Below are 26633 nucleotides of genomic sequence, written 5' to 3'. Positions count from 1 at the left end.
AAGACTCATGGACATTGTAATCAACAGTTTTTGTTCGGCTAAAAGCTAAACAAAAACATATTCCTATAAACCATTTAGCACAAACGAATCTGCAATTTCAAGGGGGTCAATTTGGATTGGCGCAAAGGGGTCTTTTTCCTTTGGCGAACCTTATCAAATTAACTCGGCTAAGGGGAACTTTTTAGATTGGCGAAGAGGGGTCAATTTGAAGCGGTTTATCCATGCTTCACACAGATTATTAAAGTTTTTAAGCTTTTGCCTTGGATCCTTTATCCTGTTGAGCTTCCTGGTTACCCTGATCCGCTCCATCCGTTCTTCTGCTGCATTGTGAAAAAAGAATTCTACATACCAACTTTGTTTGGCAACCTCTTTTTCCATCGTACTCCCCACAGGAACCTTTATTATGGTCCGTCCTTTTACGATGCGGGGAACAGTGTATGGCAATTCAGGAATATCCATAAAGCCAAAATTCGCCACACGAGAAGTTTTTTCATGGGACTGACGCTGGGAGTACCCACCATTTTTAGGATTTTCTTCAGAAGAATTTTGATTTTTTCGCCTAGCCGGACGGGGTGAATTTTGGACTCCCGTGGCGTTTAGTGGCAGACTTGTGTCAGAGTTACGGGGCAAAAAATCTTCTAAGTCATTGTTTTTCAATGACTTAGAAGTACCCGTGGAGAATATCGGAGTGGAAAGCGCCTCTATTGCATTACTCAAACTGCGTTTTTGATGCTCTGAGAGCAGTTTTTGATTTTTCATTTTGCAGTTTTTTAGTGTTTTTGGCAGAGTTTTGACGGTGTTTTTGACTGAAAATCATTGATAGAATCATCGTTTAAAATATCAGAAATGCAGTTTTTACCCTTTTTTCAAAATTGCCTATTATAAAAATACTGACTTTTTCTTGATTTTCAAGGATTTTTTGCCTTATTCTCCACTGTTTTTTTGAGATTTTCTTGTGGCCGCAAAGCAATTCTCCACGATTACTTTTTTTAAAAAAGAGATCGAAAAAAGTCACAAATTCCGACAAAAAAAATGCTGGTTTGGCAGAGTTTGTCAGAGTTTTTTTCACAAAAAATTGATGAGATTTCCCTAAAATAATTTATAGTATAATCCATTTTAATACCCCGTATTTCCTTATCGAGACGGTGCTATTCTCCACTTACTTTTCAGCTTTAGCGAACATTTACCGTCGAATTTTAGGCAGTTATAAGGGATGATATATGTCTTTTAAATACATGGCAGTACTACTTTTGCCATTTTTAAAAATGTCACTTCAAAACACAGAACTCACTACTGCTGACTTTGATATTGTCCGAGATAATATAACGACTGGCGATTTGGTTTTTCTGGACCCCCCTTACACTGTATCACATAATGACAATGGTTTCATCAAATATAATGAGAAGCTTTTTTCACTTGAAGATCAGTATCGATTGAGCGAGTTGATTTCTTTTATAAAAGACCAAAACGCATTTTACATCTTAACAAACGCCGCCCACCATAAAGTAAAAGAAATATTTGAAAAGGACGACCAAGTTCACGAATTATCGCGGGCGAATCTGATTGGTGGCATAAACGCTGAAAGAGGGAGTACAAATGAATTAGTATTTACAAATCTTGCGATATGACAATTCAAGAACTCTTCAAAAATAAGTTTAACGAATTAATGGTTCAGGACAACAACCTTAGTTCAGAATTGCGCAGGAGACAGGATGATTATGAAAAAATCTCTGTACCCCATGACCAATTTATCAAGTATAATAAATTGGGATGGGATACGGATAAAGCGTACAAAACCCGTATTAGACTTAGAAAGGTCAAAGATCCAGAAATAGCATTTGAAGATGGCATTTGGGCCCTTTTTGCCAAATTAGGTTTTAGTTCCCTAAATAAAGACCGTGATCTCTCAATTCCACATAACGACAATTTTACGGCCGGCCAAGAAGTTAATATACTTGCGATTGACGATGAGTGTATTTTATTAGTTCAAAGTCGATGTTGCACAGGTGATCCGCAACAAGGGGACTTTAAAGCAACCATTCAAGATATCGGCGGTAAAAAGGATGGCATTATAAAAACATTAAAGCAGCTCTATCCAAATTCAAAGCATAAAATAAAGTTTATTTTAGCTACTAAAAACTACTATCTCCCTGAACAAGATACGCAGTTGTTAGCCAATTATGACATACTTCATTTCGACGAGGAAACCCTTGAGTATTACCAAGATCTTTCAAAGTATTTGGGATTAGCTGCAAGGTATCAACTTTTAGGTAACATCTTTTCAGGGCAGACCATTCCTGAATTAGAAAATAAAATTCCGGCCATTCAGGGGAAAATGGGCGGTCATACTTATTACTCATTTTCTGTTGAGCCAGAAAGGCTATTAAAAATCGCCTATGTTCTCCATCGGAACAAGGCCAATAAGAAACTTATGCCGACTTATCAACGGCTCATTAAAAAGTCAAGATTAACCGCGATTCAACAATTTATTGAAAACATTGGTTTTTTTCCTAACTCTTTAGTTATTAATGTCGAAACCGAGAAAAGCCTGCATTTTGAAAGAGCTAACACGCAGGTTGAATCCTCTATATCTAAAATAGGCATATTACATCTTCCGAAAACCTACCGATCTGCTTATATCATTGATAGTCAGCATCGATTATACGGTTACGCCAATTCTGATTATCGACAAACAAACTCTATTCCCGTAGTCGCATTTGTTAACTTGAACAGGACTGAACAGGTGAGGTTATTCATGCAAATAAATGAAAATCAAAAAGCTGTACCTAAAAATCTAAGAAATACTCTGAATGCTGATTTATTATGGAACTCAAGTGATTTGGAAGAACGTATAAAAGCCATCAAATTACAAGTAGCCCAAGATTTAGGAGAAGACATTGATAGCCCATTATATGACAAAATAATTATTGGAGAAAATCCGAAAACAAGTTCAAGATGTATTACGATTGATTCTGTCAAGACTGCTTTGGATAGAAGCAATTTTTTTGGAGTTATCAATAAAAACACGATTAGAAAAGAAGGAAGTTTCTTTATTGGTGATAGCGAGGCTACCTATTGGAAGCTGTTACCATTTTTAAAAGAAGCTTTTAGATATTTTAAAGACAATTTAAAAAACGAGTGGAAAGCTGGAGAGAATAATGAAGGCATCTTATCAATCAACGCTGGCATTATTAGCTTAATCCGAATCTTTAGTGATGTAATTGATCATTTGATTGCAGAGTTAAAAATTAATCCAAAGACGGAGCCGAATGAAAAAGTGCTTGAGGAATGTAAACCTTACTTTATTCCACTTTTGGACTATTACAATAATCTGAGTACTGAGGAACGTTTAGATTTACGCAAAAGCTACGGCGATGCAGGTAGAGCAAAATATTGGCGAAAACTTCAACAGGTAATTTCAAAGGCTAAAAATAATTTTAATCCAGATGGCTTATCGAAATATTGGGAAGATGAGGCCAAGCAATACAATGAAGATTCGTTTAAAATGATTCGTGATATTGAAACACATCTTAAATCAGACTTCAAACAAAGCTTAGAAGACTATTATTCAGCAAATTGGTTTAAAAAGGGTGTGCCTCCACAAGTACAAGATGCTGCGGTTTTGCTGGCTAATCAGAAAAACAGGGAATTGGATGATAACGAACAAGAAATTGATCAATGGGATTGCATGACAATAATTGATTATAGGAGAATAGCTACTTATTTAAGCAATTGGAAAGATGTTTTTGATAAGAAATATACAAAACCAGGGGAAGAAAAAATGCCTGGTGGGAAAGATGAAAAAACTAAATGGATGCAAAAGCTAGAAAGAATAAGAAATCAAAATGTCCATTCCTACAGCGTAAAAAAAGATGAGTTTGAATTTCTGTGTGAAATTCACGAGTGGCTAATTGAAACGGAATAAAACAACGATAAATTCAATATTTAAAATTGGAAAAATTTACAGACTCGAGACTGTAAAATGAACTGTGTCAGTTAAAAATTTGGATAGAATTTTTAACTTAGATATAGTACGATGAACGAGAACAACAATTTTGATTTTGAAAGCTTCAAACGCGAAGCGATCAAGGGGATGTACGCGGGTAAACCCCTTAACGGAGAAAAGGGCATCTTTGCGCCTTTACTGAAACATTTTTTAGAAGCGTCACTTGAGGGCGAACTTGAAACCCATCTGCAGGAAGAAAAAGCTGCAGGCTTACGCAATCGGCTTAATGGTAAAACCACGAAACGGGTAAAGAGCCTTTCAGGCGAATTTGATCTGCAAAGCAATCGGGACAGGTCTGGCAGTTTTGAACCCGTAGTGTTACCAAAGCGGCAAGTGATCATTACCGAAGAGCTGGAAGATAAGGTTATCGGTTTGTATGGGCTTGGCCTGAGCACACGGGATATTTCCAAACATATCATGGAGATCTACCAGATGGATATTTCCGCAACTACCTTATCCTCTATTACGGACAAGGTTATCCCCGCCATGAACGAATGGCGGCAGCGGCCGCTGGAATCGGTTTACGCATTTGTATACCTGGATTGTATGCACTATAAGGTACGTGAAGGCAACGGCGTAACTACCAGGGCTGTTTACAATATCCTTGGTGTTTCCTGCGTGGGAAAAAAGACCTGCTGGGCATGTATTTATCTGAAAGCGAAGGTGCTAAGTTCTGGCTTTCGGTATTGACCGATCTAAAGAACCGTGGGCTGCAGGATATGCTGATCGCATGCATAGACGGCCTAAAAGGCTTCCCCGAGGCCATAGCGGCTATCTTTCCAAAAACAGAGATACAGACCTGCGTTGTGCATCAGATCCGTAATAGCCTGCGCTATATTGCGGAGAAGGACAAGAAGGCATTCATGGCTGATCTTAAGCCGGTATACCAGGCCATTAACAAAGAACAAGGCTATGAAAACCTGATCTCCCGGGATGAAAAATGGGGTAAAAAGTATCCGGTACCAGTTCAGTCATGGTACAATAACTGGGAAAACCTATCAACTTTTTTTAAGTACGACGCACACATTCGCAGAGTGATCTACACCACTAACGCGGTTGAGGGCTTTCACAGACAGGTGCGTAAAGTAACTAAAACAAAGGGGGCTTTTACCTCGGATAATGCTTTGTTAAAGCTGGTATACCTGGTGGTGCAAAATATCTCTGAGAAATGGACAATGCCGATGCATAACTGGAGTTTGACTTTATCTCAACTTTACATTATGTTTGATGATAGGATAGCTGATCACCTAAATAACGCATAGATGTTGAAATATGGAAAACTGAAGGAGTTTCCCCCATTCCAACATCTCAAACAATAATAAGTTTATTTTTAGTTGACACAGTTGAGTTTACACTCCCACAGACTCCCTATTCTACAGGATTTATCTATCGTCCTTAATTAATCTACTGTTTTCTGTGATTGGGAACACGGTAGGTATATGGGCTGGCTATTTGATAATTACCTTTATATTAGACCACCTGATTAAAGGTTTAACATGGCCCGGCCTTATATCTTTTATTCAAGACGGCTCAATCTTATTAATAAGTTTTTCATTTTTGACTACTGCGTTATACTCTTCTACAAGAAAACTTAAAATAACCTTTTTCAATTCTATAAGTGTTGCTTTGTTATTCGTGAATTTGGGCTTTTATATCCGAGTTATCGTATTGAAACAAAATTTTCCGTGTCAAACACATAGTGACTCATATGTAAATGTCTCCTCATACATAATATTTTATGCTTCACTTTTACTTCTTTACATCATTTTAGCAAGAGAAAAATTCATTGAGAATAACGCTGATACACTTAAGAGCAGGAATTCTTCTTACTCGGATCTTTCAAGTAAATTTAAACCGAACAACTAATGGCAGATCAGTACATATCAATAAAATGTATACAAATAACCCAACCAATTGGGCTATTTTATGTGGGTGTCATTGACTGGAAAGACCTGAAAACGATCGCCTACTCGGACATCAGAAGAATTGAAAACGAAGAAAAAAATACTACTGACACATATTTGGGCATTCAAAGGGACCTTTCTCCCAAAAGAATTAAGGAAATTGCTGAATACGTAAGAAATGTTGATGCCACTTTTCCAACAAGCATCATTCTTCATATTCCTTCATTTACTCAGATAACGGAAGAAACCGAATCAAGGAACCTAATATTTGATGTGGCTAATTCGGAAATGCAAATCCGTTTAGCGAATGATATAGCAAGTATTTTGGACGGCCAGCATCGGATAGAAGGCTTGAAAGAAAGTTTCAAAATTGCCCATGAAAATTCAGAGAAATTTCAACTTAATGTTACAATTTTTGTTGACTTGGACATGGATGATCAATCCATGATTTTTTCTACCGTTAATAAAGCACAGACTAAGGTTAACAAATCCTTGGTTTATGATTTGTTTTCTTTTGCCAAATCTCGCAGTCCTCAAAGAACAGCCCATAATATTGTTAAACTTTTAAATGATACGGCAAATAGCCCTTTTAAAGACAAGATAAAAATTCTGGGTCGAGCAGATGACCCTGACAGAGAAACCATAACACAAGCCACTTTAGCCGAACTTATAATCAAGTATATTTCTAAAAACCCTTACAATGATAGAGATCTGCTGATAAGAGGAAAAAAATTAGCAAGGGCAACTGGCTCTGATTTAAAAAATCACATATTCAGAAATTTATTTATTGACGAAAAGGACGAAGATATCGCTGAAAATATTTGGAACCTTTTCGAGGCTGCAAAAGATAAATGGCCTCTTTCTTGGTCAGAACCGTCTATTCTTAATAAATCCACAGGAGTAATTGCACTTATGAAATTCTTGCGCCCCGCTTATTTAAGCCTATGTACAACTAAAAGCGCGGACATTGGTGCAACTTTAACCAAATCCGATTATGCAGGAATTTTGCGTAATGTTAATTTAGGTGATGATGTTTTCACAAAAGAAAACTATTTGCCGGGCACGTCTGGACAATCAGCGTTGTATAAGCAGTTGACGGAGTTAATTTAGTCGATCTATAAGCATTTGCTCATGTTAAAATCCAAAACCGCCGTATATATTGAAATAACACACGGCGGTTAATATAAATGAATTAGTTTTTATTTTAAAAATCCCTGTAGTTTAATATTGACTAACCACATATCTGCAAATTCGGCGTGGTCGGCCTGCATCTCTTTATGTACATTACCCATGACCTGGCTGCTAAATTCTATACTTTCCTGATATACGCCTAAATTACCTTGCTGGAATATAAAGGGTGCAATGGTGACTTTTGTTAATTCTTCGGTTTCCTCCATGCGGTCAAACCAAATTAAAAAGCACATTTCCGGGTCCTGCACCAAATCGCCATGTTGTTCATAATAATGGCAAAGGCTATAAGCACAACCTACGCCCATTGGGGTTATAATATCCTCTCCAACCTTTTCAATAGTTAAAGGCATAAAAGGATCATTGTAGATTTTTAAATGTTCGTTACCGTTCATCATTTCCATAAGACGGCAAAATATAGCGGTGCTGTTTTGATTTAATGCTTTCATAAAAATGCGCCCTTTGGACGGTTGCGCCTCCGCTTTAATCAGTTTCTTAAAAATTGATGCTTGGGGCGGTTCTTATTATTACCGTTCAATACTTCACTACCGTACTTTTCACGGATTTCATCAAGGCTCTTTTTACCGCCCTTGCTTACTTTGTATTCAGCGGTGCGGAAATACCAAGCTACTTTTTTAGAAGCAAATAAAAACCCTGCGGCTTTCAGGATTTCTTTATTCGGGCGGGTATTACCAGTTACCCAAATCCATGCGCCTACTAACTCTATTAAAATGCCGTCTAAGTATATAATTGCTTCTATAGCTTTGCGGTACGCTTCTGATGACAGGATTTCGTTTTCTGTTTCTTCATCCGATAAGTTAGCCCCTTTGATAACTTTAGCGGAGGCAAAAGCATAAGTCTTATTAATTTCCTGCATAGTTGCCGTATCGCCTCCTAAATCGGGGTGATGCAGTTTAGCCAACCGTTTATATTCTGCTTTTACCTCGTCTATCGTCTTACATTCGTTAAACCATTTCATAAGCTTATTATTTAGTTATCCTGGTGTGTTTTAAGGATTTCGGTTTTAAGCACTTTTACATTTGGCGTACTTGGGATATTTAAAACCGTATTCGTTTCTATCTCCTTTACTGCATCGTTAATATGTACATGGTCGGTTTCTACAATCAGCCGTACAATAAGCAATATTTTATCCTGCATGGCTATAGCTATTTAAGAAGTCATTAAACTCGGAATTAAAAACTGCGGGGTTGCTGATGGCCAAATCTTCGGCATATCCAACCCAAAATAGTTGGTCGGTCAGCTCTATAAATAGTTCGTACATTTGCTTCGGATTTACTGTAGGTGAATTTAAAGTAAGCCCCCTTTAGTGTTTTGGGAAAGGGGGCTTTATTGTTATTAAGCAGGTATGATAATTTCGGCTTCTATCTCCGCAATTTTCTCAACACACAGGTTATTGACAAACTGCGCCGATTGTTGAATAAGGTTTGCGTTTTTCGTGCTGAAAGTACGCCCCTGATCGTCCCTGATAATCAGTTCGCAACCCTGCAAACTATTTGCGCCTGTTTCCTCGCCCACTTCTTCCTGCTTCACTACAAAGTCGTCCAGGTTGGCAACAATGGTTTGCATCCTGTTGCGGTACTGAATTTTGCGGTTCAGGTCTAACACCACCTTTACCGTGCTATCTAAATTCATTACAGGTTTAACGGGTTGTGGTTTAGCTGGCGCAGACGCCTGTTCAGCCTTTGGGGCTTCAGTTGGCGGTGCTTCGCCTTTCGGCTGTTCTTCCTCTACCTTGTTCTTATCTTCTTTATCCTTTATCTCTGCGCTATCCTTATTAACCGGGTTACTGTTAACAAAGGCCACTTTGTTTTTATCGGCAGTTACTGGGTTTGCGGTATTGGCTGTTCCGTTATTGGTTGCACTGCTATTGTTTTTTGCTTCGTTGATTTTCATGATTTTTATTTTTTAATGTTTATGATTTTAAATACTATGGGCGTGACAGGTCGGCGTTTGCTGTGTTGCCCGTTTGGTGGCGCTCTGCTTTTTATATTTTTCATACTGGTGCTTTTTGTTCGTTTTAAAGTGGCTCGCTACGCTCGCTCGCTTTTTATTAAGCACCTCACCTGAATAAGCAGGCTGCAAAGACAAGACTTTTGAAAAAAAAATACGCTCGGAAACAAACCCGCCGGAGGCATCCTATGAAAAAAAGCGAGGAAGATTTTTTTTACAAAACCGGAGGCCCGGTCTTGACGTGCAGAATGCTTTCCAGAAATTTGTTTAATAAAATGTCGGGTAAGCGCCTAAAAAATCACATTAAAGAAACCTAAAAAAGCGACGCCGTAAAAAGAAAAGCCAGTGTGTGCGGAAGTATGAAGCACATGGCTGGCAGCAAAGGGTAAGCTGATGAATAAGCGGGCGGTGCCTATGGCCCGGACGCGTTGAACCAGCTGACCGTTATAGCATTGACAGGTGCTAAGTTTGTGGATAAATTATCTTTTTGTAACCCTGTAATTGACCCGGCAAGTGCTTATTATTGTTTTAATTCCCCTCAATTAGAAACCATAGTTAAAACATTTTTTAAACTCATGAAAGACAAAGAGATAACTAACGCGATCAAAAACAAACGGTGGGTTAAGATCCAATATCACGAAGATGACGACACCCATACCTCCATCAAACCGATATTTACGGGCGATTCATCATTTGGAGACTATTTTGTTTATGCCTGGGCATGGCATTCCGGCCAGCCGGGTTATTACCGCTTTGACCTTGAAAAAATCCACAAAGTAGTCCTGATGGAAAAGGGATTTGAAGATGAGATCGAAAAGGATTTTAAATTTGAATATCCAAGCTGGGTAGGGCAGTTACATGATTACCGGGAGGACTACCTTACCTGGATATAACGGCAAAGGCCTGGTCAAAATAACCAGGCCTTTAAACAAAAAGATTTTATTTCACTTATTCGCTTTTCTTTAATTTTGATACCTCAACACGAATAGTGTTAGCAGACTTCTTTATTTGCTGCATAGCGGCTCTTAATCGCCTGCCTGCGGTATTGTTGCCTTTTTCATAAAACTTTACCGCGTCGGTTTCAGCGGTCAATACGATGTTTTTCAACTTCTGGAAATTTTTCATGATGTTGTTTTTAAATTAAAAAATCTGTTTGTTATTATGTAATGAATATTTCTAACGGCTCAACGGATACCCCGACTTTGGCCTTGTTGCTGTGTTTTATCCTGGGATTGGCTTTTACTTTGGCTTTGCGTGTTGTTAACTGTGGCGGTTTTGGTAAACTGCTCGCGTTTTAATGCAGCGCCTTTTTCACTAAAGAAATTCAGTTTGCCGTAGCGGGGAACAACCTCGGCCATCACTTTGGTTTCTTTGCCGTCCTTACCCGTAGCGGTTACTGCAACGCGGTCGCCGTTGCTCATGGCTTTTATGATCTCGGCTTTCTTTTCGGGTTCGGCTAGTTCTTTGATCTTATAAGCGTTCAGCGTTTTTTCCATGTCAAAACCATAGGTCGGGTGATGGAACTGCTTAAATTTATGGTTGCCGAAATCATCTTTTTTAACATCGAAATCCAAACGTATCCACGCTTTATAAGAATCACCATCCCTGGTCATCATATCGTTACGGAATACGGTTCTGTCCTGTACCAAATTAGCCGCCTGGCTTGCCGAAAATCCTTTACCATCCTTTAGATAAAAGGTCTGGCTGACCGCTGGGCTGAAATACGCCTGCCTGAAATCGGGATTAATAAAGTTCACCTTACCATCTTTCATGGAAGCCAGGTTTTGTTTGGCCTCCACGCTTTCGCCAACGGCCAATTCACTGGTTCCTTTTTGCTTTTTAAAGAAATCAAGCGCCTCATTCGGGCTGTCAAAGTTCTTAACCAGGAATTTATCAGGTTTATCTTTATCGGCAGAAATGACCATGTACTGCTGGTTTTCTACGGTTGGCGGTACTTTACCGGCAGTTACTTCAAACTTGTTAAAGGAATAGTTATCCGACTGGCCCGATTTTTTAAAATGCAGGGTCATATCAACCATGCCTTTATCCCCGGGGAACTGGTCTTTCAATGTGAAATAGCCCGGTAAAGCTTTCATGCTCTTTTCCAGTTCATCAGCTATCTTTGGGTTAAACCCCATGCTTCTGACCTCCTGTTGGAGATCCTGTAAATTATTTAAGTTCATCGTATTGGGTGTTTATTGATTGGTAAATAATAATGGTTTAGCTGCTTAGCGGATCTTATTATCGTTGTTGCGAAGCAATACCTGCCTGCTATCCTCCAGTTTCACTTTTACCCGCTTGACTTTCTTACCGAGCAACGATTTGGCAGCACTGATACCGGCCCCCGCGGCCTGTGTGGCCAGCGACTGATCCATAGAAAGGAATTGCATACTTTGCAAAGCATCATCTGTACCGCTGCCTGCGGCTTCGGCTAACTCTGCCTCCGGTGCATTCAAGCCGATAATGCCATCTAAAGAATAAACAGTGAGGTTAACGGGGACAATAGCGGTACCGATCCTGATGTTTTTAATATCCAGTAATAAGCGCTGGTTAACAATGGTACAGTTACCAAAAAGTAATTGGCCTTTATTAAATATCATACCTTTCAGGTGCATCGTATCAGTCAACTTAAGTTTAACCACGCCTCCCTGCAACACTTTTTGCGAGCCGTCAATGACTGCCGGGATTGCTTTAAAAGCGGTATCCTTTAAGGGTGGTAAATTTGCTTTCAGGTTACTCAATGCAACGCCTGGATTTTGGATCGCCTGAATCTTATCCAGTAAAGCGCCCAATTGCTGCATTTCAGGATCTTCGGTTTTACCCTGTTGCACAGATTTCAATAGCTTTTCCAGCTTTTCGGTATTAGGGTCTGTTACTTGCTGAACGGCTGCGGGCGTAACCACCGGCTCCGGACGGTTGACCTCTTGCCTGATCGCTGCCAGTTTTTGCCTGATGTCCTGCTCGTGGTCGTCTGCCGTTATTCCCTGCTGGCTTATGGTTGACAACTGGCCGGCCTTTTCATCCTTAAACCCAAAAGAGGGGCTAACTGTGTTGTTAGATGCCGATACCGAATCTTTTGCCATTTGGTCATACAGCCCCATTTTGGTTTGCTGTTTTTCGTTCTTAAACTGCGCTTCCGGTAATTGGGTGTTAATGCCTTGTTGCTTAAGCGTTGCGCTTACATCGCCCTTACCACCGCCTAAAGCATAAAAGCCTAACGTGAGGAATGGCAGGATCAATAATGGCAGGACAAGCATGAATTTCCGGTGCTTCTCCTGTTGCTGGGTGTTGACTACGGTGTTTTGTTTCATAATGGTTTTTTTTTGCTGCATAGCAGCGGTTATAAATTCTGTTAATAAATAGCCCTGATCAAAAGGCCAAAGCTTAAAGCCCCGAGCAGCAGGCAGATCAGTAATAAGAAAAGCACTTTGGAAGCCCTGTTCCAATGCTGCGTTTTCCGGTCGAGGTGATCAGCCAGTTGCCTGTGCCGTTTTTGGATGGCGGTTTTAAACCACGATCTCATCGGTGCAGTTACCTGCCATTTACCTATTGCTTTCATCTTATTTGCTTTGGGTGGACAGATCTTTGTTTTCCAGCGTTTCCCATTTTTCGATTAGGAAACCGTGCGGGTTGTTATCACTGCGTGATACATTCCGCAAATAACCCTGCGTGACCAGGCTGCGGGTTACGGTCGATGTCGAACGGATCAGCCTTTCCGTAGCAAAGCATTTAAAGTAATAGGGATATTGGTTCATGTCCAGCGCGATGCTGTCTACATCTACCTGCTGGCTGATGTTACCGGAGATCAGGTTGGCATAATAACCGCTTTCCTTCAGGTTGCTGTAGGCCGTTTTTGCCGAACCGTCGGCCATATACAAAGCTTTGGTAATATTGACCTCGATAACCTTATCGTCAGGATCAAGGGTAAAAAAGTCATGGTGGAACATTTTGATATGATCCCTGATCTCTACCGGTATATTGTCCTTACGGTCTGCGGCATAAGCTTCCAAAGCTTTACCATTCGCCAGGATATAAATGTGGTTCTTGTAATTATCTGAACTCTGGTAGCTTTTCCAGATGGCAAAGCACGAGATCAGGATACAAGCGCCGATCAGCAAATAGCTGAATAGTTTAATGTGCTTAAAAGCACTGTCGATATTTCTGAGTTGTGTAAACATACGTCTGAGATTTATTTGCCTGATAACTTGTCTTTTTGAAAGCTGTCTTTACCACCACCCTGGTAACCATCTTTGATATAACCCGGCGTTTTCAGGATATTAACAGCTCCGCTTGCCATCCGTGATCCGGTGGCGCTGCCTGCACTACCGGCCATTGCAGCGGAGGTACTAACCGTTGTACTGGCTATCGAACTCACCCTTTGCAGCATTCCATTATGGCCATGCGCATGTACCACGAAATTGGCTACGGTCGGTACAGAGAAATACCCTACAATTCCAATCAAGAGAAATATCAGGTAAGCCGTATCGGTCTGGTTAAAGAAAGTATCCCCCGCACTTTGGATCTGCGCAATATCCATTTTGAGCATTTCCTGCTGTATCTGCCCGATGATACTGCCGAAGATATTGGCAATAGGCAGCCATAGGAAGATATTGATATACCGCGCGAACCATTGGGTCAGGCTATGCTGGAAACCATCGAATACAGATAAGCCGAACACCAGCGGCCCCAATATGGCCAATACGATCAGGAAGAACACCCGCAGGGTATTGATACATAAGGACGATGCCGCATAAACCACCTCCAATACTTCGCTCAACCATTGCTTGATGCTGTTGCGGAAATTATACGATTGCTTATCCAGGAAGAATTTCACATCATTACCCAAGCCGTCAATAATTCCCTCATTATTACCATCAGGATCATCGGGGTGCGTGTATTTGTACCATTTTTCCTGGGAACCATTCCCATCATCACCAATATAGATCTGGTACATTGTGCTGTTCTTTACCGCATCCTGTTTCTGTTTGAGTAACTGCGTAATAGCGGAATTACTGTCTTTAACCATACCGTTGGTAACCTCCACGACCGGCTGTAAAACTCCGTTCATCACCGGGATCACCAAAGTTTGAAACAGGCCGATAGCGATGCCCAAAGCAAATGGCCGGATCAAAGGGTAGAATTCTATCGGTTCCGCGTGGGCGATCTGTTTCCAAACCCGTGAACCGATATACCAAAGCGCGGCAAAGCCTGCGATACCCTGGGCAACATCGATCAGTTTAGCGCATAAGGGTAGCATTTGTTTGTAGACATTATCCAATACCGGCTGCATACCGGTCAGGGTGTCGGTAATGCCCTCGGCGTGAACTAAACAGGGAGCCAGTAATAACAGGGCAAGGCCCGTTAACATTTTTAGTTTTTTCATGGCTTGTACAAATTTTGAAGGGTTTGCGTTTCGTTAACTTGTTTTTGCCGCTGGGCCTGTAATATCCCTGTCCGGCTGTTGAAACTCCGCAGGAATTGCAGCTTGTCGTTCGTGTCCAGGTAGATCCGGTCAATAGTGCTTAACCGTTCATCATCCGACATGCGTAGCTTTGATGCGGTCAGCACATCGGCCAGGTCAGCGGCATTGTGCAAAGCGGCACTGGTCAGCCGTTCATAGATGTTGCTGATATAATCCAGTTCGCTCACACTGAACCTTCCGCTGTTGCGGAAACGGCTGTAGCCCTTTTTGTATTCCGATAGGATATTGCTTTCATCGGCAATGATATCTGCCACCCGTGCGTACTTCCTTACCTCGGGGCTAACCTGTAACAGGCCGTCCAGGAACACTTCATGCAGGTTGAAATTGCCCTGTGTCAGGTTCTTCACTGTACCGTAGCCTTTGGTCAGGATGGTATAGCCATCATACATTTCGTTCAGAATACTTTTGAACTGAGCAAGTTTAGCTACATCCAGCAACAATTGCTGGATCTCGAAAGACTGCGCTTTGGCCGGAGCAACATTGAATGCGATTAGCGCAAGGCAAAACAATCCTACTATCAACGCTTTAATTGATCTCATAAAACCCCCTTTCTGTTTGTAATTGTTGTAATTGCTGTTGTTTTTGAACCAGCAGGGTTTTAACCTGGTTGCAGTAGGATAGCGTAAAGGCAAACTTGTCTTTCATGCTGTCATAGAGCTGATCCAACCTTTTGATCCGCTCATCGTCGGTCATTTCCGCTTTCCCGTTTACCGCGATCAGTTCCAGCTCCTGCAAATCCCGGTTACATTCGGCCAAAACTTTTCGCCGCACCGCATCAATATAAAACCGGTTATCGGCGGTTAAACCGGCAAGGTTTTGCAGGTGGTCAAATTGTCCCGGAATGGCATCGGCATATTGAGGAATTACCTTAAATTTTGGGCTGTCACGAATTACCGGGTTGACCGTTTTTAACGCATCGTAATGATCCTTGTGCAGGGTCAATTCCCCGTTCTTCCAGTCACCGATCACACCCAAACCTTTTTGGGAGATATTATAGCCCTGCTTCAGGTAACCGTAATAAACCTGGGCGGCGACGATCTGCTGTTCCAGGTATTTGATCTGGGTACTTTTCTGCGACCACCATTCAGCAAAAGTTTGTGCTTTACCAGCGACAGAAGAACAGAGCAAAAACATAAGGATAGCCAGCCCCCTGAAAGGGGTGTGACCCGTTACATTACTGAATACCATAATACTTCTTTAAAGTGAGCGTTTCGTTTTCAGTCCTGGCCCGCTGTACACTGAGCATATAATTTTGGTTATTGAAACGGTGCAGGTCGCTGTAATTTTCATCCATGCGGTTAGCTGCGGCATTGATGAGTTCCAGCCTTTTGGCATCACTCATTTCCGTTTGAAAGGATTTAATGACCAGCATAAGTTCATCCAGGTTCTTCACGCTTTCCTCTAATATGCCGCGATAGACTTTCTGCATGTAGGTCAGTTCATCGCCGCTGAAATGTTTATCGTTCCGCAGCAGTCCCCAGGCATGGTTGTATTCATTCAATAAGCTGGTTTGCTTATTGGTCATATCTTTGATGCGCTCATAATAAGCGATCACGGATTTTACTGTCTGCAACTCTTTGTAATACTTGCCATAGAGGTCTTTTTGCTTCTGTGACCAGTCCGAGATCTCATCAAGCTTGAATTTGTGCAGCTGGTTCTCGACCGTCTTTTGCGCATTTTGCAGCCAGATGGTTTGATTTTGCAGGCGCTGTACCTTCAGGTCAATCGCTTTGATCACTTTGGTAATGGCCGCTTTGATCACATCGGCAATAATAAATTGCGCATCGGCATTTTTGGGCAATGCCACGAATAAGGTCATTGCGGATAATGGTAGGATCACCATATATTTCTTCATAAGCCCCCCTTACCCCCCAAAGAGGGTGTTTTAATTGGTTTGAAAATTGTTGATTAATTTTAGCCAGGTTTTATAGCTTCCGGTATTCGCTTACCCCGTTCAGCAGGTTCCGCTTATCCGGCTGAAAAATGAGGAAGGTATGGGTTTGCATTACCTCCAGGATCTGCTTTTGGCTATCCCATGAGCCTGAAAGGTGTTTCACCTGGTGCTGCAAGGCTTGCAGCTTACCGTCAGTTATCCGCCGATAACCCGTTCTGCGGGTAATGAGATAGATGTTATCGGTACTCTTAGCTTTTGCAATGATCAGGGTATCATTGGCAACACTGTAGCCGCTCTGTGCCTGGTTCACATAGGTGCCGGGGATAAAGTCAGTAATAGCGGTACTATTTGTATTATTACAGCCTATAAAGGCTATGCCTGCTACTGCAAGCATTAAGATGATTCTTTTCATTACATCAGATTTAATGTTTACTAATTGGTTTGCTGTACTTTTCGCGGATCAAAAGCGCAATACCTTTTTCCATATCACCATTGCAGCGGGCGGTATATTCCTCGACCAGCATTTTTTCGGATTCTTCGGTGGTGTAGGCCAGGTATTCGGCAACGGATAACTCGTTACGGTACACTTTGAGTTCCTGCCCGCCCTGGTCAATGAATACCTCGCGGTACATCCTGCCTTTCTCATTGGCTTTATTGACCGACAAAAGCAAGGTTTTAGCTTTCTCTGATAATCCTAAAGCATCCTGCAACCGGTCAAACTTGTTCATGAACTTGCGCATATCCAGCAGCAGTTTGGTATCGGACATATTGATCACCGTTTCTTTGATAATAGGTGAACTCAATAAATCGTCTACCTCCTGCGTGATCAACGCGGCTATCCCGTTGAATTTACGGATGGTCTTAAAAAGGTATTTGATAAAATTGGCCATGCCTGACTTTGCTATCGCGATCCAGGCTTCATCTATCGCCAGTATCTTGCGTTTTCCTTTCAGCTTCCGCATTTTTGAGATAAACATCTCCATTATAATGATGGTCACAACCGGGAACAAAACCTCGTGCCCCTTGATCGCGTCCAGCTCAAATACAATAAATCGCTCATTCAGCAGGTCAAGGTTTTCGGTAGCGTTCAACAAATAGTCGAACTCACCGCCTTTGTAATAAGGATTCAACACATACAGCAGGTTGCTCATATCAAAATCCTTTTCCTTAACCTTACCATTCTCCATCACCTGCATATATTCCAGCATCAGGAAATCATAAAAGGTATTGAAACAGGGAAACAGTAGCGGGTTCTTTTTCAGGTGTTCATAATACAAGGTGATGGCACCAGAGATGGCTACATACTCCGAACGGTTATAACGTTCATCTTCCCGCTTCCAGAGCGCCAGCAACAGCGTTTTCAGGCTTTCCTTTTTTTCAATGTCCAGCACCTCACCTTTACCGATGTAAAAAGGGTTGAATTTGATCGGGCTTTCCTCGGTATAGGTAAAATAATAGCCGTTGACCAAAGTGCATAAACCTTTATAACTACCGCCAATGTCGATGGTTACACAATGGGTACCCTCATCATAAAGCGTTCGGAGCATGTGGTTCATCGTCATGGATTTACCACCTCCTGAACCGCCGCAAATGAATAGGTTGCGATTAGTGATCAAACCCGTTTTCATCGGCTTATCAAACAGGTCAACGTACACCGGCCTGCCGTGGCTGCGCTCACCGAAGCGGATACCTTTACCGTCCGAACTGCAATTACCCTCCATATTCATAAAGCAGGTGGCCTGTTCCACGAACGTATCAAAGGTGTCGTTCATAGGAAAGTCTGCTGCATTGCCCGGTAAGCCTGCCCACCAGATCTGCGCGGCTCCGTCCGTTTCCTGCCGGGCAACCGCATCCATCTGCGCCATTGCCGAACCTACCTTATTACGGATCGGCTGTAACTGTGTAACATCATCCGTCCAGGCCATGACGTTGAAATGCGCCTTTACCGGCAAACGTTGCTCACTGATCGCCTCGTTCAAAAAATCCGATGTGGCATCCCTGGCTATGGCATTTTCCCGGCTGTAAGCGGATAAGGACTGTAAGCGTAAACGCTTTTTCTCCATACCTTTTAAGGTAGCCTGCGCATCACCTATAAAAATGTATTGATTATACAGGTGGTTACAGTCTAACAGTAACCCGATAGGAGAGGCAAAGCCGATACTGAAATTGCTTTTATCCGTGCTATACTTATCATAGTTCACCCGGCTGCCGCATAGCGAGGGCAGATCTTCCACATCAGATAGCGTAAATAGTTGGCAATGGTTATCACCGATCCTGATCTCATCCTTCAGGTGAACATCTTTGAGCATCGGTTTTTCATTGGGTGAAAGCAGGAAACAATAGGATTCAATAATCCCGGCTTTGCTTTTTGTCCCCGCCAGTTCATCATCGGTCAACCGTTTTAAATGAAGATACCCACTATCCGAAAGGATCTGCTCAAATGCCCCGACCTTTTCCATAAAGTCCAGGAACAATTTTTCATCGGTGGTTTGCTTCGGAACAACCCTTTTACGCATCAAACCGGAATAACCGCTGCTGGCCGTCTTGCGTTCGTCGGGCTTTTTGGTCAGCATGATATAACAAGTATGCTCCAGGTAAGGACGGCCTTCAAAATGGGCTTCACCAGTTTTGGCCAAATAACCCATATCAGCATCAGATCTGGCTTGATGTTTTGACTTGATGAAAATATCCTGTTTATGAAAGACCGTATTTTTCGGTAATACCTTCAAACCTTTAACAAGCACGTGATGGGCACCCTCATAATCGTCAGCGGAAGCGGTGAAAATATCTTTATGGGTTACTTTAAAAACCACCGTAATATCACCCTGCACGGACACGATAGAATCGTTCTCCACTTTATAGACCGGCAATATGTTTTCAATATTTACCATTAGATTCCTTTCTTTAGATTAATAAATGATTTCCTTGTCCTGAATTTCAGGTAAGTGGGAATACTTCGGTTGGCGCTCTTTTTTAATAAACCATACTGGCCGTATTTATGGCTCATACGAAATATGGCTGTTAACAGCGCTGTTCCTAAACCACCAATCAGGACCAAGCATACGTAATTATTCAGCCCGCTGATATACAATACAGCATATAGAATAAGTAAGCAAAGCAGACCGCCACCCAGGTAGCCGATGTATTGCGCCTTCAAGCCTTTGAACATTAAAGGTTTGTTAATCCCTTTATTGATTTCATATACCGAACTCATGTTTTCCTCCTTATTTACCGGCTTTCGGCACCGTCCCCAACGGGGACGGATACTGAAAGGCCATTTTATGGATGATTATTTATGTTTACACTCAACCGGCTTATAAACCGAAGAACGATTTGATCACTGTTGCCACCACCACTAAGAAGATACAGGAACCGAACCAGGCCGCTGCTACACGGTTGGTATCCGGCTCTCCCGCATTCCATTTGGAGTACACTTTGATTGCCCCAATGATGCCGACAACTGCACCGATGGCGTACATCAAATTGCAGCCGGTATCAAAATAACCCTTGACCATCGTGGTCGCTTGGGTTATCCCGGCATTACCATCTTGGGCCAGCGCATTGGTGGCGTTAAAGAACAGGTCTAAGGCATTCGCGATCAATAATGCCAGTAATAATTTCGCAGCGTTTTGTTTTTTAGGACTGATGAATTGATTCTTCATTGTTGTTTTTTTGAGGTTCACTGAATAGATTGATTACCGTTTTCGTGTGGGGATAAGCTTGCTTTTAGCTGATCCAGAGTTGGTGCAATTCTTCTTCAGTTAATTCAAAAGGCACATTTTCAATGATCCAATCATTAATCGCGTCCAAATGGCGGCTCTCTGCCATCTGCGGATACTTAGTAGAGACCAGTTTGAAAAGGCTGATAAAATCCTCTTTTGTCCCATCGCCGGATTCCACTGTTTGGATAATCGTTTTAATCTCTTCCAAAACATCTGGTACCAGGCCCTGCAATTCTACGGTTTCATCCGCAAAGCTCGTTTCAGGCTCCAAGTCCTCTTCCGCATCCGGGCCGAAATGTAGCTCGTCGCTGTCTACCGTACTAACCCCGTATTCTTCAGCGGATCTGCCTAACAGATCGTCCGGCTCATCATCCTCAAAATCTCGATGTTCCAGCGGCTCAGGCGGCTGTAAAAAACCATCGGCGGGTTTCTTAAAATACTTCAGCCAGACGACCGCGTACCAGACCAGTAAAAATGCAACGACAACAACCGTGTACTGCTGCCAGGTGATTTGATGTAACATAAATTTGAATGGTTTTAAACCTGCCGCTCCATTGCAGCAGGCTTTTGTTACCCCAAAATTGCCGGGATCGCGAACCCTAATCCGGCAGTCCCAAAAAGTGGCGAAACTTTATAATTACTCGTCTGATTTTGAACCTGTTCGGTTAGCCCTGCGCAATACATTCGGTCTGAAAGCATTGGCATTATCAATATGCTGCCTGATCGCATCCCGCATATTATCCGTAAAACGGGTCTGGCTGACCAGCTTCCTTGCCTTGATCTCATCAAACCTGCGGGTATGACGGGCCAGGTCAATATCCAAACTCTGGCCCAGCCAGTACATAATGTCCGCTAAAGAGGCATCACCTTTATTGAGCTGGCCGGATAACCAGATCCCATAACCCAATTCAATCGCATTCACCTGGTCGCCTGTCCATTTCAAAGGCTCGGCACCTTTGCCGGGCCGTGCAAAAGTTACCCGGTTAGCCTTTCCGACATTGGACAGCTCATGAGCGATATACTCCTGTAGCATTTCATAAGCTTTGAATTTGGCAAAGAGGTAATCGCCGCTGGTAGAAAATGCGCTATCCAATTCCGGTACTTCTGGGATCAATACACTTTGGACAGCAACTCCACGAACAAAATAGAGGTCGTCCAGTTCATTACCACCTAACCGATAGTACTGGTACAAAAAGGGGTGCTCTTTAAAAGTTCTTTGTGCAAAGCGCAATTCGTCGTGATAATAAGCTCGTTTGGATTCATCATCACCACAGGACAGGCCGGTAACCAAATTGTACAAGGCCACCTCGAAAATGTAATGGTAATAGAATTGAGGCTTGATGTTTTTGAAATAGGAAGCTTCTTCCTGCCTATCCTTAAAAGGATGGTCGGTAATAAACTGCAACTGGCGTTGCAGGAATTTCCTGATACAAACCAAAGCCGCTTTCATTCGGTCTAAAGGTTCAGGGTGTACCGTCACAATTGTTGTTAATTCATCTTCCATCAGCAGGAGTTCCTGCTTTGCATAAGATATTAGCATAAGTAAACACATTGAGGTAATTGCGCTTTGCCTGACGCAACCGAGCGGCAGTTTAAACAAAGCAACGATGGGTATTTATTGATCCATAAGCTTAATTATTGGTTAAGAATTTTTCAAAGAAGGGATTATTCCCAATAGTGGTCAAGTGGGACTCAGGTGGGAAGTTGGTGCCGACTAAACTCCCGTGCTTAGAAATGAAGTGTATTCGCTATATTTGAGCGTAAAAATATATATAGCGAACGGCTATTTTACTTGTATCAGAAAACCGCGAATTTTTAAATACACAAGGGAAAATAGGCTTGTCGCCTGCGCTACAGCGCGGGACGGCGGCTTATCTTGTGTATGGGTGCTTCGCGGTACCTCTGATACAGATATGGCACGTATCCCGCGCTATATCGTTTAATGACACCCTGTATCGGGATAGCAGGCAATAAAATCATACTCATGCCTTACGCTGAAATCATTTTAAATACCCCTATCACCGGACTGGAATTTTCAGAAGAATTTAAACGAAAAGCTATGCAACTCGGCTTTCATTCATTAACCGGGTTACTGGAACACCAACCGAGCGAACTGCTTAAATTCCCCGGCTTTGGTTACAGGATGCTCACCGAATATATCTCATTTATGGAAAAGGAAAAGCTCGGAAAGTATATTATGCCATAAATGGCCGTAGATCTTCCAGCATCCTTTCCAACAGTTCAAGAATAGGCCGTAAAGTCGCGTTCATTGCAGCGACAATTTCGTGTACCGGCGCAATCACTTTTTGGTCCTTACTGTAAAGCTTAGAGGTAATACTTCCCACCGATAATTCTTCCTTGTTTTTTGTTGAGGAGTTATAGGCGATTTTGATCGAAAAATTATCAATATTATCCTCTATATATACTTTGTGATCATATTGCAGTTTCTTCCAAAAGGCCAATTGTTCTAAAGTCATGTCATAGATGTATTTGTATGGATTAACTGGCACCTTTCTGCCGTTATGGGTAAAAACCGCCACATCGTATAAATTACGAAAATCTAACTCCTCATCAATCCATTTACAAATATCTTCTACGATGGATTGCTGTTTCTGATAAAACGGCTCATCGGTCAGCATAGTTGTTTGTTTCAAGATTTTTTTGGTCATACTTAAAACAAATAGTTGCTCTTTCAACTCTTCAGAACCGTTCGCCTTTTCCTTAATCAACTCGCAGCAATAGGTCATCAGTCTTGGATGATTGAAATTTAATTTGATCAGGCACACATGGAGTAGATGCTCCGGTCCTGGGTATTGGTCATATTTGGAGAAGTCTATCTGTTCCAATTCAGCAAAGTACTGTTTCAGCCAGATATAATGGAACCAAGATAATTTTCGCTTTAAAGAACTAAATTCGTCCAAGGGTAATTCGATGATTTGAGCGAGTTCAGGGGACAAGCTAAGTTCATCGAATCGAAGCAACAGTACTTGCCATTGATTTTTAAATATATCGCCCTGTATGACTCTAAACGCTTTAGGTAATGCTAAATCTCGATCAATTAAAGTCGGTGCAGCTTTCTTTAATGCACCTAATAAGTTAAGGGTTAACATTATTGTCTGATGGCTTACATTCTTATCAAATAATTCATATAGCTTATCGCACAGCTCAACAAGTTTTTGCATGTGAATAGAAAAGTAGGTATGCAATGAAGTTTGATTTCTTTGTAAAAGCAAACTATGAATGATTGCCTTTTCGGCGTCCCAGGTGTGTTGTCGAAAAGCGGCTAACTGTTCTTCGACATTGGTCAATGATTTTTCAGAAGACCATTTGTTTAAACAAGCTTCTAATTTAGTTAATTCATATTTCATAGGTTGTATAGTAGTAGTTTTTAACATCGTAATAAAAAAGCGCCGTTCCCGCTCCCGGGAAGCGGCGCTTCACTTTAATTACTATTAACTAATCTTAAAGAACGGAGTATTATTTTATCCAGTGCCTAATGGCTTATTACTTCAATAACAGAAAATAAATAATGTGAAACGGATATCTAAAAGGTAATCTAAGTTTCTATTTACTGTTACTTCTGCGGAAGTAATATTACCTGTATCAAGTTGTTGCCACTTAAATATTTATTTGCTTTTCTCTTTATATTTTCAGGGGTAACTTTTTCCAGAATTGTGTTAAAATCATTAATTGCATAAATGTCGCCTTCGTTTAAAACATTATCATTAAGGTACTCAGACCAAAAATCATTAGCCCGTAATTGTGTTTCGTGAGTTCGCGACTTCTCAGCCTTAAATTTTTCGATATTGATTTCGGTTGGCCCGAATCTTTTTATTTTATCTACCTCATCCAACGCCGACGCGATTAGCTTTTCGACGTTGACAGGTGCGCAGCCAAAAGAGATGCTGAAAACGTACCTTGACGCAGGGGTTTTACTATAGCGCACATTTACACCAGGTGAATACACGCCGCTTTCTTCTTCCCTTAAGCGTTCAATAAGCCTTATTTGCAGTACTTCAGCCATGGCATCCATCTCTAAGTTATTCGCATAAGAGAAGTCGTAATCGCCGCTGAATTTTAATGATACTGTAGCTTTAGGTTCCAAGCCAGCTTTCACAATTTTGGTTATTTTACCTGTAGGCGGCTGTATACCCAAATCTTTTGCTTTTTCATGCAGGTAAGTGGCAGGTAATGATCCTAAGTATTTTTCAATCAAAGGTTTTACTTCCTCAATATTAAAATCTCCTACAAAGGTGAATGTAAAGTTAGCAGCGTCAGAAAACTGCTGTCTAAAAATTTGATAGCTCTTGTTAAAATCAATCTGGTTTAATTTTTCTAAGCTTGGTGGTGTCCTGCGAATGCTGTAATTGCCCGATATTGCGCTAAGGGTATCATAAAACCGGTTTTCCGGACTATTTTTTCTATCGGTTAAACTTGCTCTTGTTTCGGCTATGTATCTTTCAAACGCAACTGAATCTTTCCTCGGAGCGGTGAAATACAAATAAAACATCTGCAACAACGTTTCCAATTCGCCTGGCGACGCAGCGGCTTGTATCCCCTGGCTATAATCTGTTAGGAAAACGCCGGAGGCAATAGTACTTCCTGCAAGAAACTTGTTCAGATTATTATAACTATAGCCACCTAAGCCTGATGTTGTTACCAGGTAGGCTGCCACGTTCGCCGATTCATAGTCTGCATCGCTGTAAAGCGATGACCCACCAGGTGCAATCGCTTTAACCAAAATATCGTTATCGCTAAATTTGGTAGGCTTTAATATTGCTTTTACTCCGTTACTTAATATTAGCTCGGTAGCCTTGATTACGTCCAGATCAATTTGCCTAACAACTTTGCCAGGAATTGGCTGAGTAGTTAAAAGTGCTTTTTGGGTAAAGCTATCTTTATATGGAGAAATATTTTCTTGCTTGATTGTTGCTATCCATTTGTTAACGGTTAGCTCATCCGGCAGGCTGGTTTTATCGCGTTCGGGAGCGGTGACAATAATATCCCGGTTCATATCGCTGCTGAAATTGCTGGTGATAGCATTAACATCTTTTAATTTTAGCAAAGGAACTATTGCTTGTGTCAATGCATATTCCTTTTCAACTCCCGGTGCGGCAGTTCCATTTAAAAAATAAGTTAAATATTCACCAACAAATTGATCTGAATAAGCTGTAAGCCTTTGCTTGAAGGTGTTTTCGTTATTTTTTAAATAATCACCTTTTGCTTTTTCAAATTCGCCCGCGGTGAAGCCATACCGTTTCAGCCGCTCTGTTTCGCGCCAAACTGCTTTAAAACCTTTTTCTAATTCACCGGGATTAGCTATTAGGCGCATGGTAAACGCATCAATGTTCCCTAAAAAACTGCCAACATTCGCCCCCCCATAAATAAATGGCGGTTGTTTTTGTTGTGCCAGTTCCAGACAACGATTACTTAACATGTGATTAAATAATTTCCTGACAATGTAAGTGCGGTAATCATCAGTAGTTTTGACAGGACGAGCCTGGCGTTTTATTAATACTTGCACTTGGGTCGATGTTTCTTCCGGGTCTGTTGCCTTTACAAAATGATTGCTTCCGTTAAGGGTAAAAACGTATTTTATTCTCGGTTTTTCATTAACTGGATTTTTCAGGTCAGCAAATTTTTGCTTGATCGCTTTTTCTATTTCATCTACATTAATATCTCCCACAACAATTAATGCCTGTAAATCCGGCCGATACCAATCATGATAAAAACGTTGTAGCGAACCAGGCTTAAAATTGTTCAATACTGTATCTATGCCTATCGGCAAACGCTGCCCGTAACGCGAATTACCAAACAAAACCGGGAAATATTTTTGCTGCATTCGTTGTGCTGCGCCCTTTCCCAATCTTTTCTCCTCTAAAACAACACCACGCTCCTTTTCAATTTCAACCGAATCAAGCATGGCACCTTTCGCCCAATCCCGCATGATTTGGATACCGTTGCGTAATACTTCGGGGTTGTCACTTGGTAGCGGAAGCTGGTAAACAGTTTCATCAAAGCTGGTGTAAGCGTTGATATCTGCACCAAACCTAACACCCGCCTTCTGTAAATAATCAACTAATTGATTCTTGGGGAAATTGGTTGTGCCGTTAAAATTCATGTGCTCCATAAAATGGGCTAAACCTTGCTGATTATCTGTTTCCACCAATGAGCCAATTTTATTGGCGAGGTAAAAGATTACCCTATTTTTTGGATTGATGTTCCGCCTAATAAAATAAGTAAAGCCGTTAGCGAGCCTCCCTGTACGTACAGCCGGATCAAGAGACAGTTGACCTTGTGCAGGGCGCATACTTGTATGTGATACATTTGCTAACGGGGCGGCTTTTTTATTCTGGGCAAACGAACACAAGACGCTAAGAGCGAAAATAGCTGTAACAGAACTTCCTTTAATGGATATTTTAAATTGCATGACTGATAATTGATTTTAATTTTTGAGCGGCGTAAA

General features: G+C 41.5%; 27 protein-coding genes and 1 pseudogene. 6 read left to right on the top strand and 22 right to left on the bottom strand.

Annotated features, from left to right (window positions below; all coding sequences use genetic code 11):
- Positions 1–153: 153 nt before the first annotated feature.
- The gene (locus D7004_RS04605; RefSeq protein ID WP_123204697.1) at positions 154–759 is read right to left on the bottom strand and encodes a hypothetical protein; all 606 of its coding nucleotides are present in this window, start codon (positions 757–759) and stop codon (positions 154–156) included.
- A gap of 476 nt (positions 760–1235) precedes the next feature.
- On the opposite strand from D7004_RS04605, the gene D7004_RS04595 reads away from it, so the two are divergent.
- The 4 genes and pseudogenes from D7004_RS04595 (at position 1236) to D7004_RS04580 (ending at position 7020) form a co-directional block, all read left to right on the top strand.
- Positions 1236–1628, top strand: a complete 393-nt coding sequence (locus D7004_RS04595) for a DNA adenine methylase (protein WP_208646790.1) — start codon at positions 1236–1238, stop codon at positions 1626–1628.
- On the top strand, positions 1625–3925 hold the full coding sequence (locus tag D7004_RS04590; protein WP_208646789.1) for a DGQHR domain-containing protein: 2301 nt from the start codon (positions 1625–1627) through the stop codon (positions 3923–3925). Before D7004_RS04595 ends, D7004_RS04590 begins: the two co-directional genes overlap by 4 nt.
- Positions 3926–4036: 111 nt before the next feature.
- Positions 4037–5268: pseudogene (locus D7004_RS04585) on the top strand (IS256 family transposase).
- A 603-nt stretch (positions 5269–5871) separates the two neighbouring features.
- The gene (locus tag D7004_RS04580) at positions 5872–7020 is read left to right on the top strand and encodes a DGQHR domain-containing protein (RefSeq protein ID WP_123204694.1); all 1149 of its coding nucleotides are present in this window, start codon (positions 5872–5874) and stop codon (positions 7018–7020) included.
- Positions 7021–7109: 89 nt separating this feature from the next.
- On the opposite strand, the gene D7004_RS04575 is transcribed toward D7004_RS04580, so the two are convergent.
- The 5 genes from D7004_RS04575 to D7004_RS04565 form a co-directional block, all read right to left on the bottom strand.
- A complete protein-coding gene (locus D7004_RS04575) occupies positions 7110–7547 on the bottom strand; it encodes a DUF6908 domain-containing protein (RefSeq protein WP_148042759.1) in 438 nt (145 codons plus the stop codon).
- Positions 7548–7585: 38 nt separating this feature from the next.
- Positions 7586–8077, bottom strand: coding sequence for a J domain-containing protein (locus D7004_RS04570; RefSeq protein WP_123204692.1), 492 nt, complete (start codon positions 8075–8077; stop codon positions 7586–7588).
- An 11-nt stretch (positions 8078–8088) separates the two neighbouring features.
- Positions 8089–8256 carry a hypothetical protein gene (locus tag D7004_RS20555; protein WP_167459413.1) on the bottom strand — a complete coding sequence of 56 codons (168 nt, stop codon included), beginning with the start codon at positions 8254–8256 and terminating at the stop codon, positions 8089–8091.
- Positions 8246–8380: a hypothetical protein gene (locus D7004_RS21125; RefSeq protein WP_279634725.1), complete on the bottom strand. Its 135-nt coding sequence runs from the start codon at positions 8378–8380 to the stop codon at positions 8246–8248. The genes D7004_RS20555 and D7004_RS21125 overlap by 11 nt, the downstream gene beginning before the upstream one ends.
- 74 nt (positions 8381–8454) lie before the next feature.
- Positions 8455–9012 carry a hypothetical protein gene (locus D7004_RS04565; RefSeq protein ID WP_123204691.1) on the bottom strand — a complete coding sequence of 186 codons (558 nt, stop codon included), beginning with the start codon at positions 9010–9012 and terminating at the stop codon, positions 8455–8457.
- A 632-nt stretch (positions 9013–9644) separates the two neighbouring features.
- Here D7004_RS04565 and D7004_RS04560 point away from each other — a divergent pair.
- Positions 9645–9962, top strand: a complete 318-nt coding sequence (locus tag D7004_RS04560) for a hypothetical protein (RefSeq protein WP_123204690.1) — start codon at positions 9645–9647, stop codon at positions 9960–9962.
- Positions 9963–10017: 55 nt separating this feature from the next.
- Here D7004_RS04560 and D7004_RS04555 read toward each other — a convergent pair whose 3' ends face one another.
- From D7004_RS04555 to D7004_RS04485, 14 genes are all read right to left on the bottom strand, one after another.
- Entirely contained in the window at positions 10018–10194 is a 177-nt protein-coding gene (locus D7004_RS04555; protein WP_123204689.1) for a histone H1, read from the bottom strand.
- 59 nt (positions 10195–10253) lie between these two features.
- Positions 10254–11252 carry a hypothetical protein gene (locus D7004_RS04550; protein WP_123204688.1) on the bottom strand — a complete coding sequence of 333 codons (999 nt, stop codon included), beginning with the start codon at positions 11250–11252 and terminating at the stop codon, positions 10254–10256.
- A gap of 45 nt (positions 11253–11297) precedes the next feature.
- A complete protein-coding gene (gene traM, locus D7004_RS04545) occupies positions 11298–12515 on the bottom strand; it encodes a conjugative transposon protein TraM (protein WP_244214243.1) in 1218 nt (405 codons plus the stop codon).
- Positions 12516–12629: 114 nt separating this feature from the next.
- Positions 12630–13247, bottom strand: a complete 618-nt coding sequence (gene traK / locus D7004_RS04535; RefSeq protein ID WP_123204686.1) for a conjugative transposon protein TraK — start codon at positions 13245–13247, stop codon at positions 12630–12632.
- An 11-nt stretch (positions 13248–13258) separates the two neighbouring features.
- Positions 13259–14452: a conjugative transposon protein TraJ gene (gene traJ, locus D7004_RS04530; RefSeq protein ID WP_123204685.1), complete on the bottom strand. Its 1194-nt coding sequence runs from the start codon at positions 14450–14452 to the stop codon at positions 13259–13261.
- Positions 14449–15090: a TerB family tellurite resistance protein gene (locus tag D7004_RS04525; RefSeq protein ID WP_123204684.1), complete on the bottom strand. Its 642-nt coding sequence runs from the start codon at positions 15088–15090 to the stop codon at positions 14449–14451. The genes traJ and D7004_RS04525 overlap by 4 nt, the downstream gene beginning before the upstream one ends.
- Positions 15077–15739: a hypothetical protein gene (locus D7004_RS04520; RefSeq protein WP_123204683.1), complete on the bottom strand. Its 663-nt coding sequence runs from the start codon at positions 15737–15739 to the stop codon at positions 15077–15079. Before D7004_RS04520 ends, D7004_RS04525 begins: the two co-directional genes overlap by 14 nt.
- Positions 15726–16406, bottom strand: coding sequence for a conjugal transfer protein TraI (locus tag D7004_RS04515; protein WP_123204682.1), 681 nt, complete (start codon positions 16404–16406; stop codon positions 15726–15728). Before D7004_RS04515 ends, D7004_RS04520 begins: the two co-directional genes overlap by 14 nt.
- Positions 16407–16476: 70 nt before the next feature.
- A complete protein-coding gene (locus tag D7004_RS04510; RefSeq protein WP_123204681.1) occupies positions 16477–16857 on the bottom strand; it encodes a hypothetical protein in 381 nt (126 codons plus the stop codon).
- A 10-nt stretch (positions 16858–16867) separates the two neighbouring features.
- Positions 16868–19336 (bottom strand): TraG family conjugative transposon ATPase, encoded by a 2469-nt coding sequence (locus tag D7004_RS04505; RefSeq protein WP_123204680.1) that lies wholly within the window; start codon positions 19334–19336, stop codon positions 16868–16870.
- Positions 19336–19659, bottom strand: a complete 324-nt coding sequence (locus D7004_RS04500; RefSeq protein ID WP_123204679.1) for a DUF4133 domain-containing protein — start codon at positions 19657–19659, stop codon at positions 19336–19338. Before D7004_RS04500 ends, D7004_RS04505 begins: the two co-directional genes overlap by 1 nt.
- A 100-nt stretch (positions 19660–19759) precedes the next feature.
- On the bottom strand, positions 19760–20107 hold the full coding sequence (locus D7004_RS04495; protein ID WP_123204678.1) for a DUF4134 domain-containing protein: 348 nt from the start codon (positions 20105–20107) through the stop codon (positions 19760–19762).
- Positions 20108–20171: 64 nt separating this feature from the next.
- Entirely contained in the window at positions 20172–20690 is a 519-nt protein-coding gene (locus D7004_RS04490) for a hypothetical protein (protein ID WP_123204677.1), read from the bottom strand.
- 114 nt (positions 20691–20804) lie between these two features.
- On the bottom strand, positions 20805–21671 hold the full coding sequence (locus D7004_RS04485; RefSeq protein WP_167459412.1) for an RteC domain-containing protein: 867 nt from the start codon (positions 21669–21671) through the stop codon (positions 20805–20807).
- Between the two features lie 480 nt (positions 21672–22151).
- Between D7004_RS04485 and D7004_RS04480 the strand changes: the two genes are divergently transcribed.
- Entirely contained in the window at positions 22152–22373 is a 222-nt protein-coding gene (locus D7004_RS04480) for a hypothetical protein (protein WP_123204675.1), read from the top strand.
- On the opposite strand, the gene D7004_RS04475 is transcribed toward D7004_RS04480, so the two are convergent.
- A complete protein-coding gene (locus tag D7004_RS04475) occupies positions 22363–23535 on the bottom strand; it encodes a hypothetical protein (protein ID WP_148042757.1) in 1173 nt (390 codons plus the stop codon). The two genes, D7004_RS04480 and D7004_RS04475, sit on opposite strands and share 11 nt — an antisense overlap.
- A 206-nt stretch (positions 23536–23741) precedes the next feature.
- The gene (locus D7004_RS04470) at positions 23742–26597 is read right to left on the bottom strand and encodes a M16 family metallopeptidase (RefSeq protein WP_244214242.1); all 2856 of its coding nucleotides are present in this window, start codon (positions 26595–26597) and stop codon (positions 23742–23744) included.
- Positions 26598–26633 lie beyond the last annotated feature (36 nt).

Origin of the sequence: Pedobacter jejuensis, from assembly GCF_003725795.1 — a bacterium.
GTDB classification, from domain to species: Bacteria; Bacteroidota; Bacteroidia; order Sphingobacteriales; family Sphingobacteriaceae; genus Pedobacter; species Pedobacter jejuensis.
The sequence above is the reverse complement of the archived record's forward strand: the minus strand, read 5'-3'. Positions and strand labels throughout refer to the sequence as shown.

Bases quoted from the DNA above. Each gene is read 5' to 3' on its own strand.
- D7004_RS04605 (WP_123204697.1), bottom strand. From the start codon at position 759: ATGAAAAATCAAAAACTGCTCTCAGAGCATCAAAAACGCAGTTTGAGT.
- D7004_RS04595 (WP_208646790.1), top strand. From the start codon at position 1,236: ATGGCAGTACTACTTTTGCCATTTTTAAAAATGTCACTTCAAAACACA.
- D7004_RS04590 (WP_208646789.1), top strand. From the start codon at position 1,625: ATGACAATTCAAGAACTCTTCAAAAATAAGTTTAACGAATTAATGGTT.
- D7004_RS04580 (WP_123204694.1), top strand. From the start codon at position 5,872: ATGGCAGATCAGTACATATCAATAAAATGTATACAAATAACCCAACCA.
- D7004_RS04575 (WP_148042759.1), bottom strand. From the start codon at position 7,547: ATGAAAGCATTAAATCAAAACAGCACCGCTATATTTTGCCGTCTTATG.
- D7004_RS04570 (WP_123204692.1), bottom strand. From the start codon at position 8,077: ATGAAATGGTTTAACGAATGTAAGACGATAGACGAGGTAAAAGCAGAA.
- D7004_RS20555 (WP_167459413.1), bottom strand. From the start codon at position 8,256: ATGCAGGATAAAATATTGCTTATTGTACGGCTGATTGTAGAAACCGAC.
- D7004_RS21125 (WP_279634725.1), bottom strand. From the start codon at position 8,380: ATGTACGAACTATTTATAGAGCTGACCGACCAACTATTTTGGGTTGGA.
- D7004_RS04565 (WP_123204691.1), bottom strand. From the start codon at position 9,012: ATGAAAATCAACGAAGCAAAAAACAATAGCAGTGCAACCAATAACGGA.
- D7004_RS04560 (WP_123204690.1), top strand. From the start codon at position 9,645: ATGAAAGACAAAGAGATAACTAACGCGATCAAAAACAAACGGTGGGTT.
- D7004_RS04555 (WP_123204689.1), bottom strand. From the start codon at position 10,194: ATGAAAAATTTCCAGAAGTTGAAAAACATCGTATTGACCGCTGAAACC.
- D7004_RS04550 (WP_123204688.1), bottom strand. From the start codon at position 11,252: ATGAACTTAAATAATTTACAGGATCTCCAACAGGAGGTCAGAAGCATG.
- traK (WP_123204686.1), bottom strand. From the start codon at position 13,247: ATGTTTACACAACTCAGAAATATCGACAGTGCTTTTAAGCACATTAAA.
- traJ (WP_123204685.1), bottom strand. From the start codon at position 14,452: ATGAAAAAACTAAAAATGTTAACGGGCCTTGCCCTGTTATTACTGGCT.
- D7004_RS04525 (WP_123204684.1), bottom strand. From the start codon at position 15,090: ATGAGATCAATTAAAGCGTTGATAGTAGGATTGTTTTGCCTTGCGCTA.
- D7004_RS04520 (WP_123204683.1), bottom strand. From the start codon at position 15,739: ATGGTATTCAGTAATGTAACGGGTCACACCCCTTTCAGGGGGCTGGCT.
- D7004_RS04515 (WP_123204682.1), bottom strand. From the start codon at position 16,406: ATGAAGAAATATATGGTGATCCTACCATTATCCGCAATGACCTTATTC.
- D7004_RS04510 (WP_123204681.1), bottom strand. From the start codon at position 16,857: ATGAAAAGAATCATCTTAATGCTTGCAGTAGCAGGCATAGCCTTTATA.
- D7004_RS04505 (WP_123204680.1), bottom strand. From the start codon at position 19,336: ATGGTAAATATTGAAAACATATTGCCGGTCTATAAAGTGGAGAACGAT.
- D7004_RS04500 (WP_123204679.1), bottom strand. From the start codon at position 19,659: ATGAGTTCGGTATATGAAATCAATAAAGGGATTAACAAACCTTTAATG.
- D7004_RS04495 (WP_123204678.1), bottom strand. From the start codon at position 20,107: ATGAAGAATCAATTCATCAGTCCTAAAAAACAAAACGCTGCGAAATTA.
- D7004_RS04490 (WP_123204677.1), bottom strand. From the start codon at position 20,690: ATGTTACATCAAATCACCTGGCAGCAGTACACGGTTGTTGTCGTTGCA.
- D7004_RS04485 (WP_167459412.1), bottom strand. From the start codon at position 21,671: ATGGAAGATGAATTAACAACAATTGTGACGGTACACCCTGAACCTTTA.
- D7004_RS04480 (WP_123204675.1), top strand. From the start codon at position 22,152: ATGCCTTACGCTGAAATCATTTTAAATACCCCTATCACCGGACTGGAA.
- D7004_RS04475 (WP_148042757.1), bottom strand. From the start codon at position 23,535: ATGAAATATGAATTAACTAAATTAGAAGCTTGTTTAAACAAATGGTCT.
- D7004_RS04470 (WP_244214242.1), bottom strand. From the start codon at position 26,597: ATGCAATTTAAAATATCCATTAAAGGAAGTTCTGTTACAGCTATTTTC.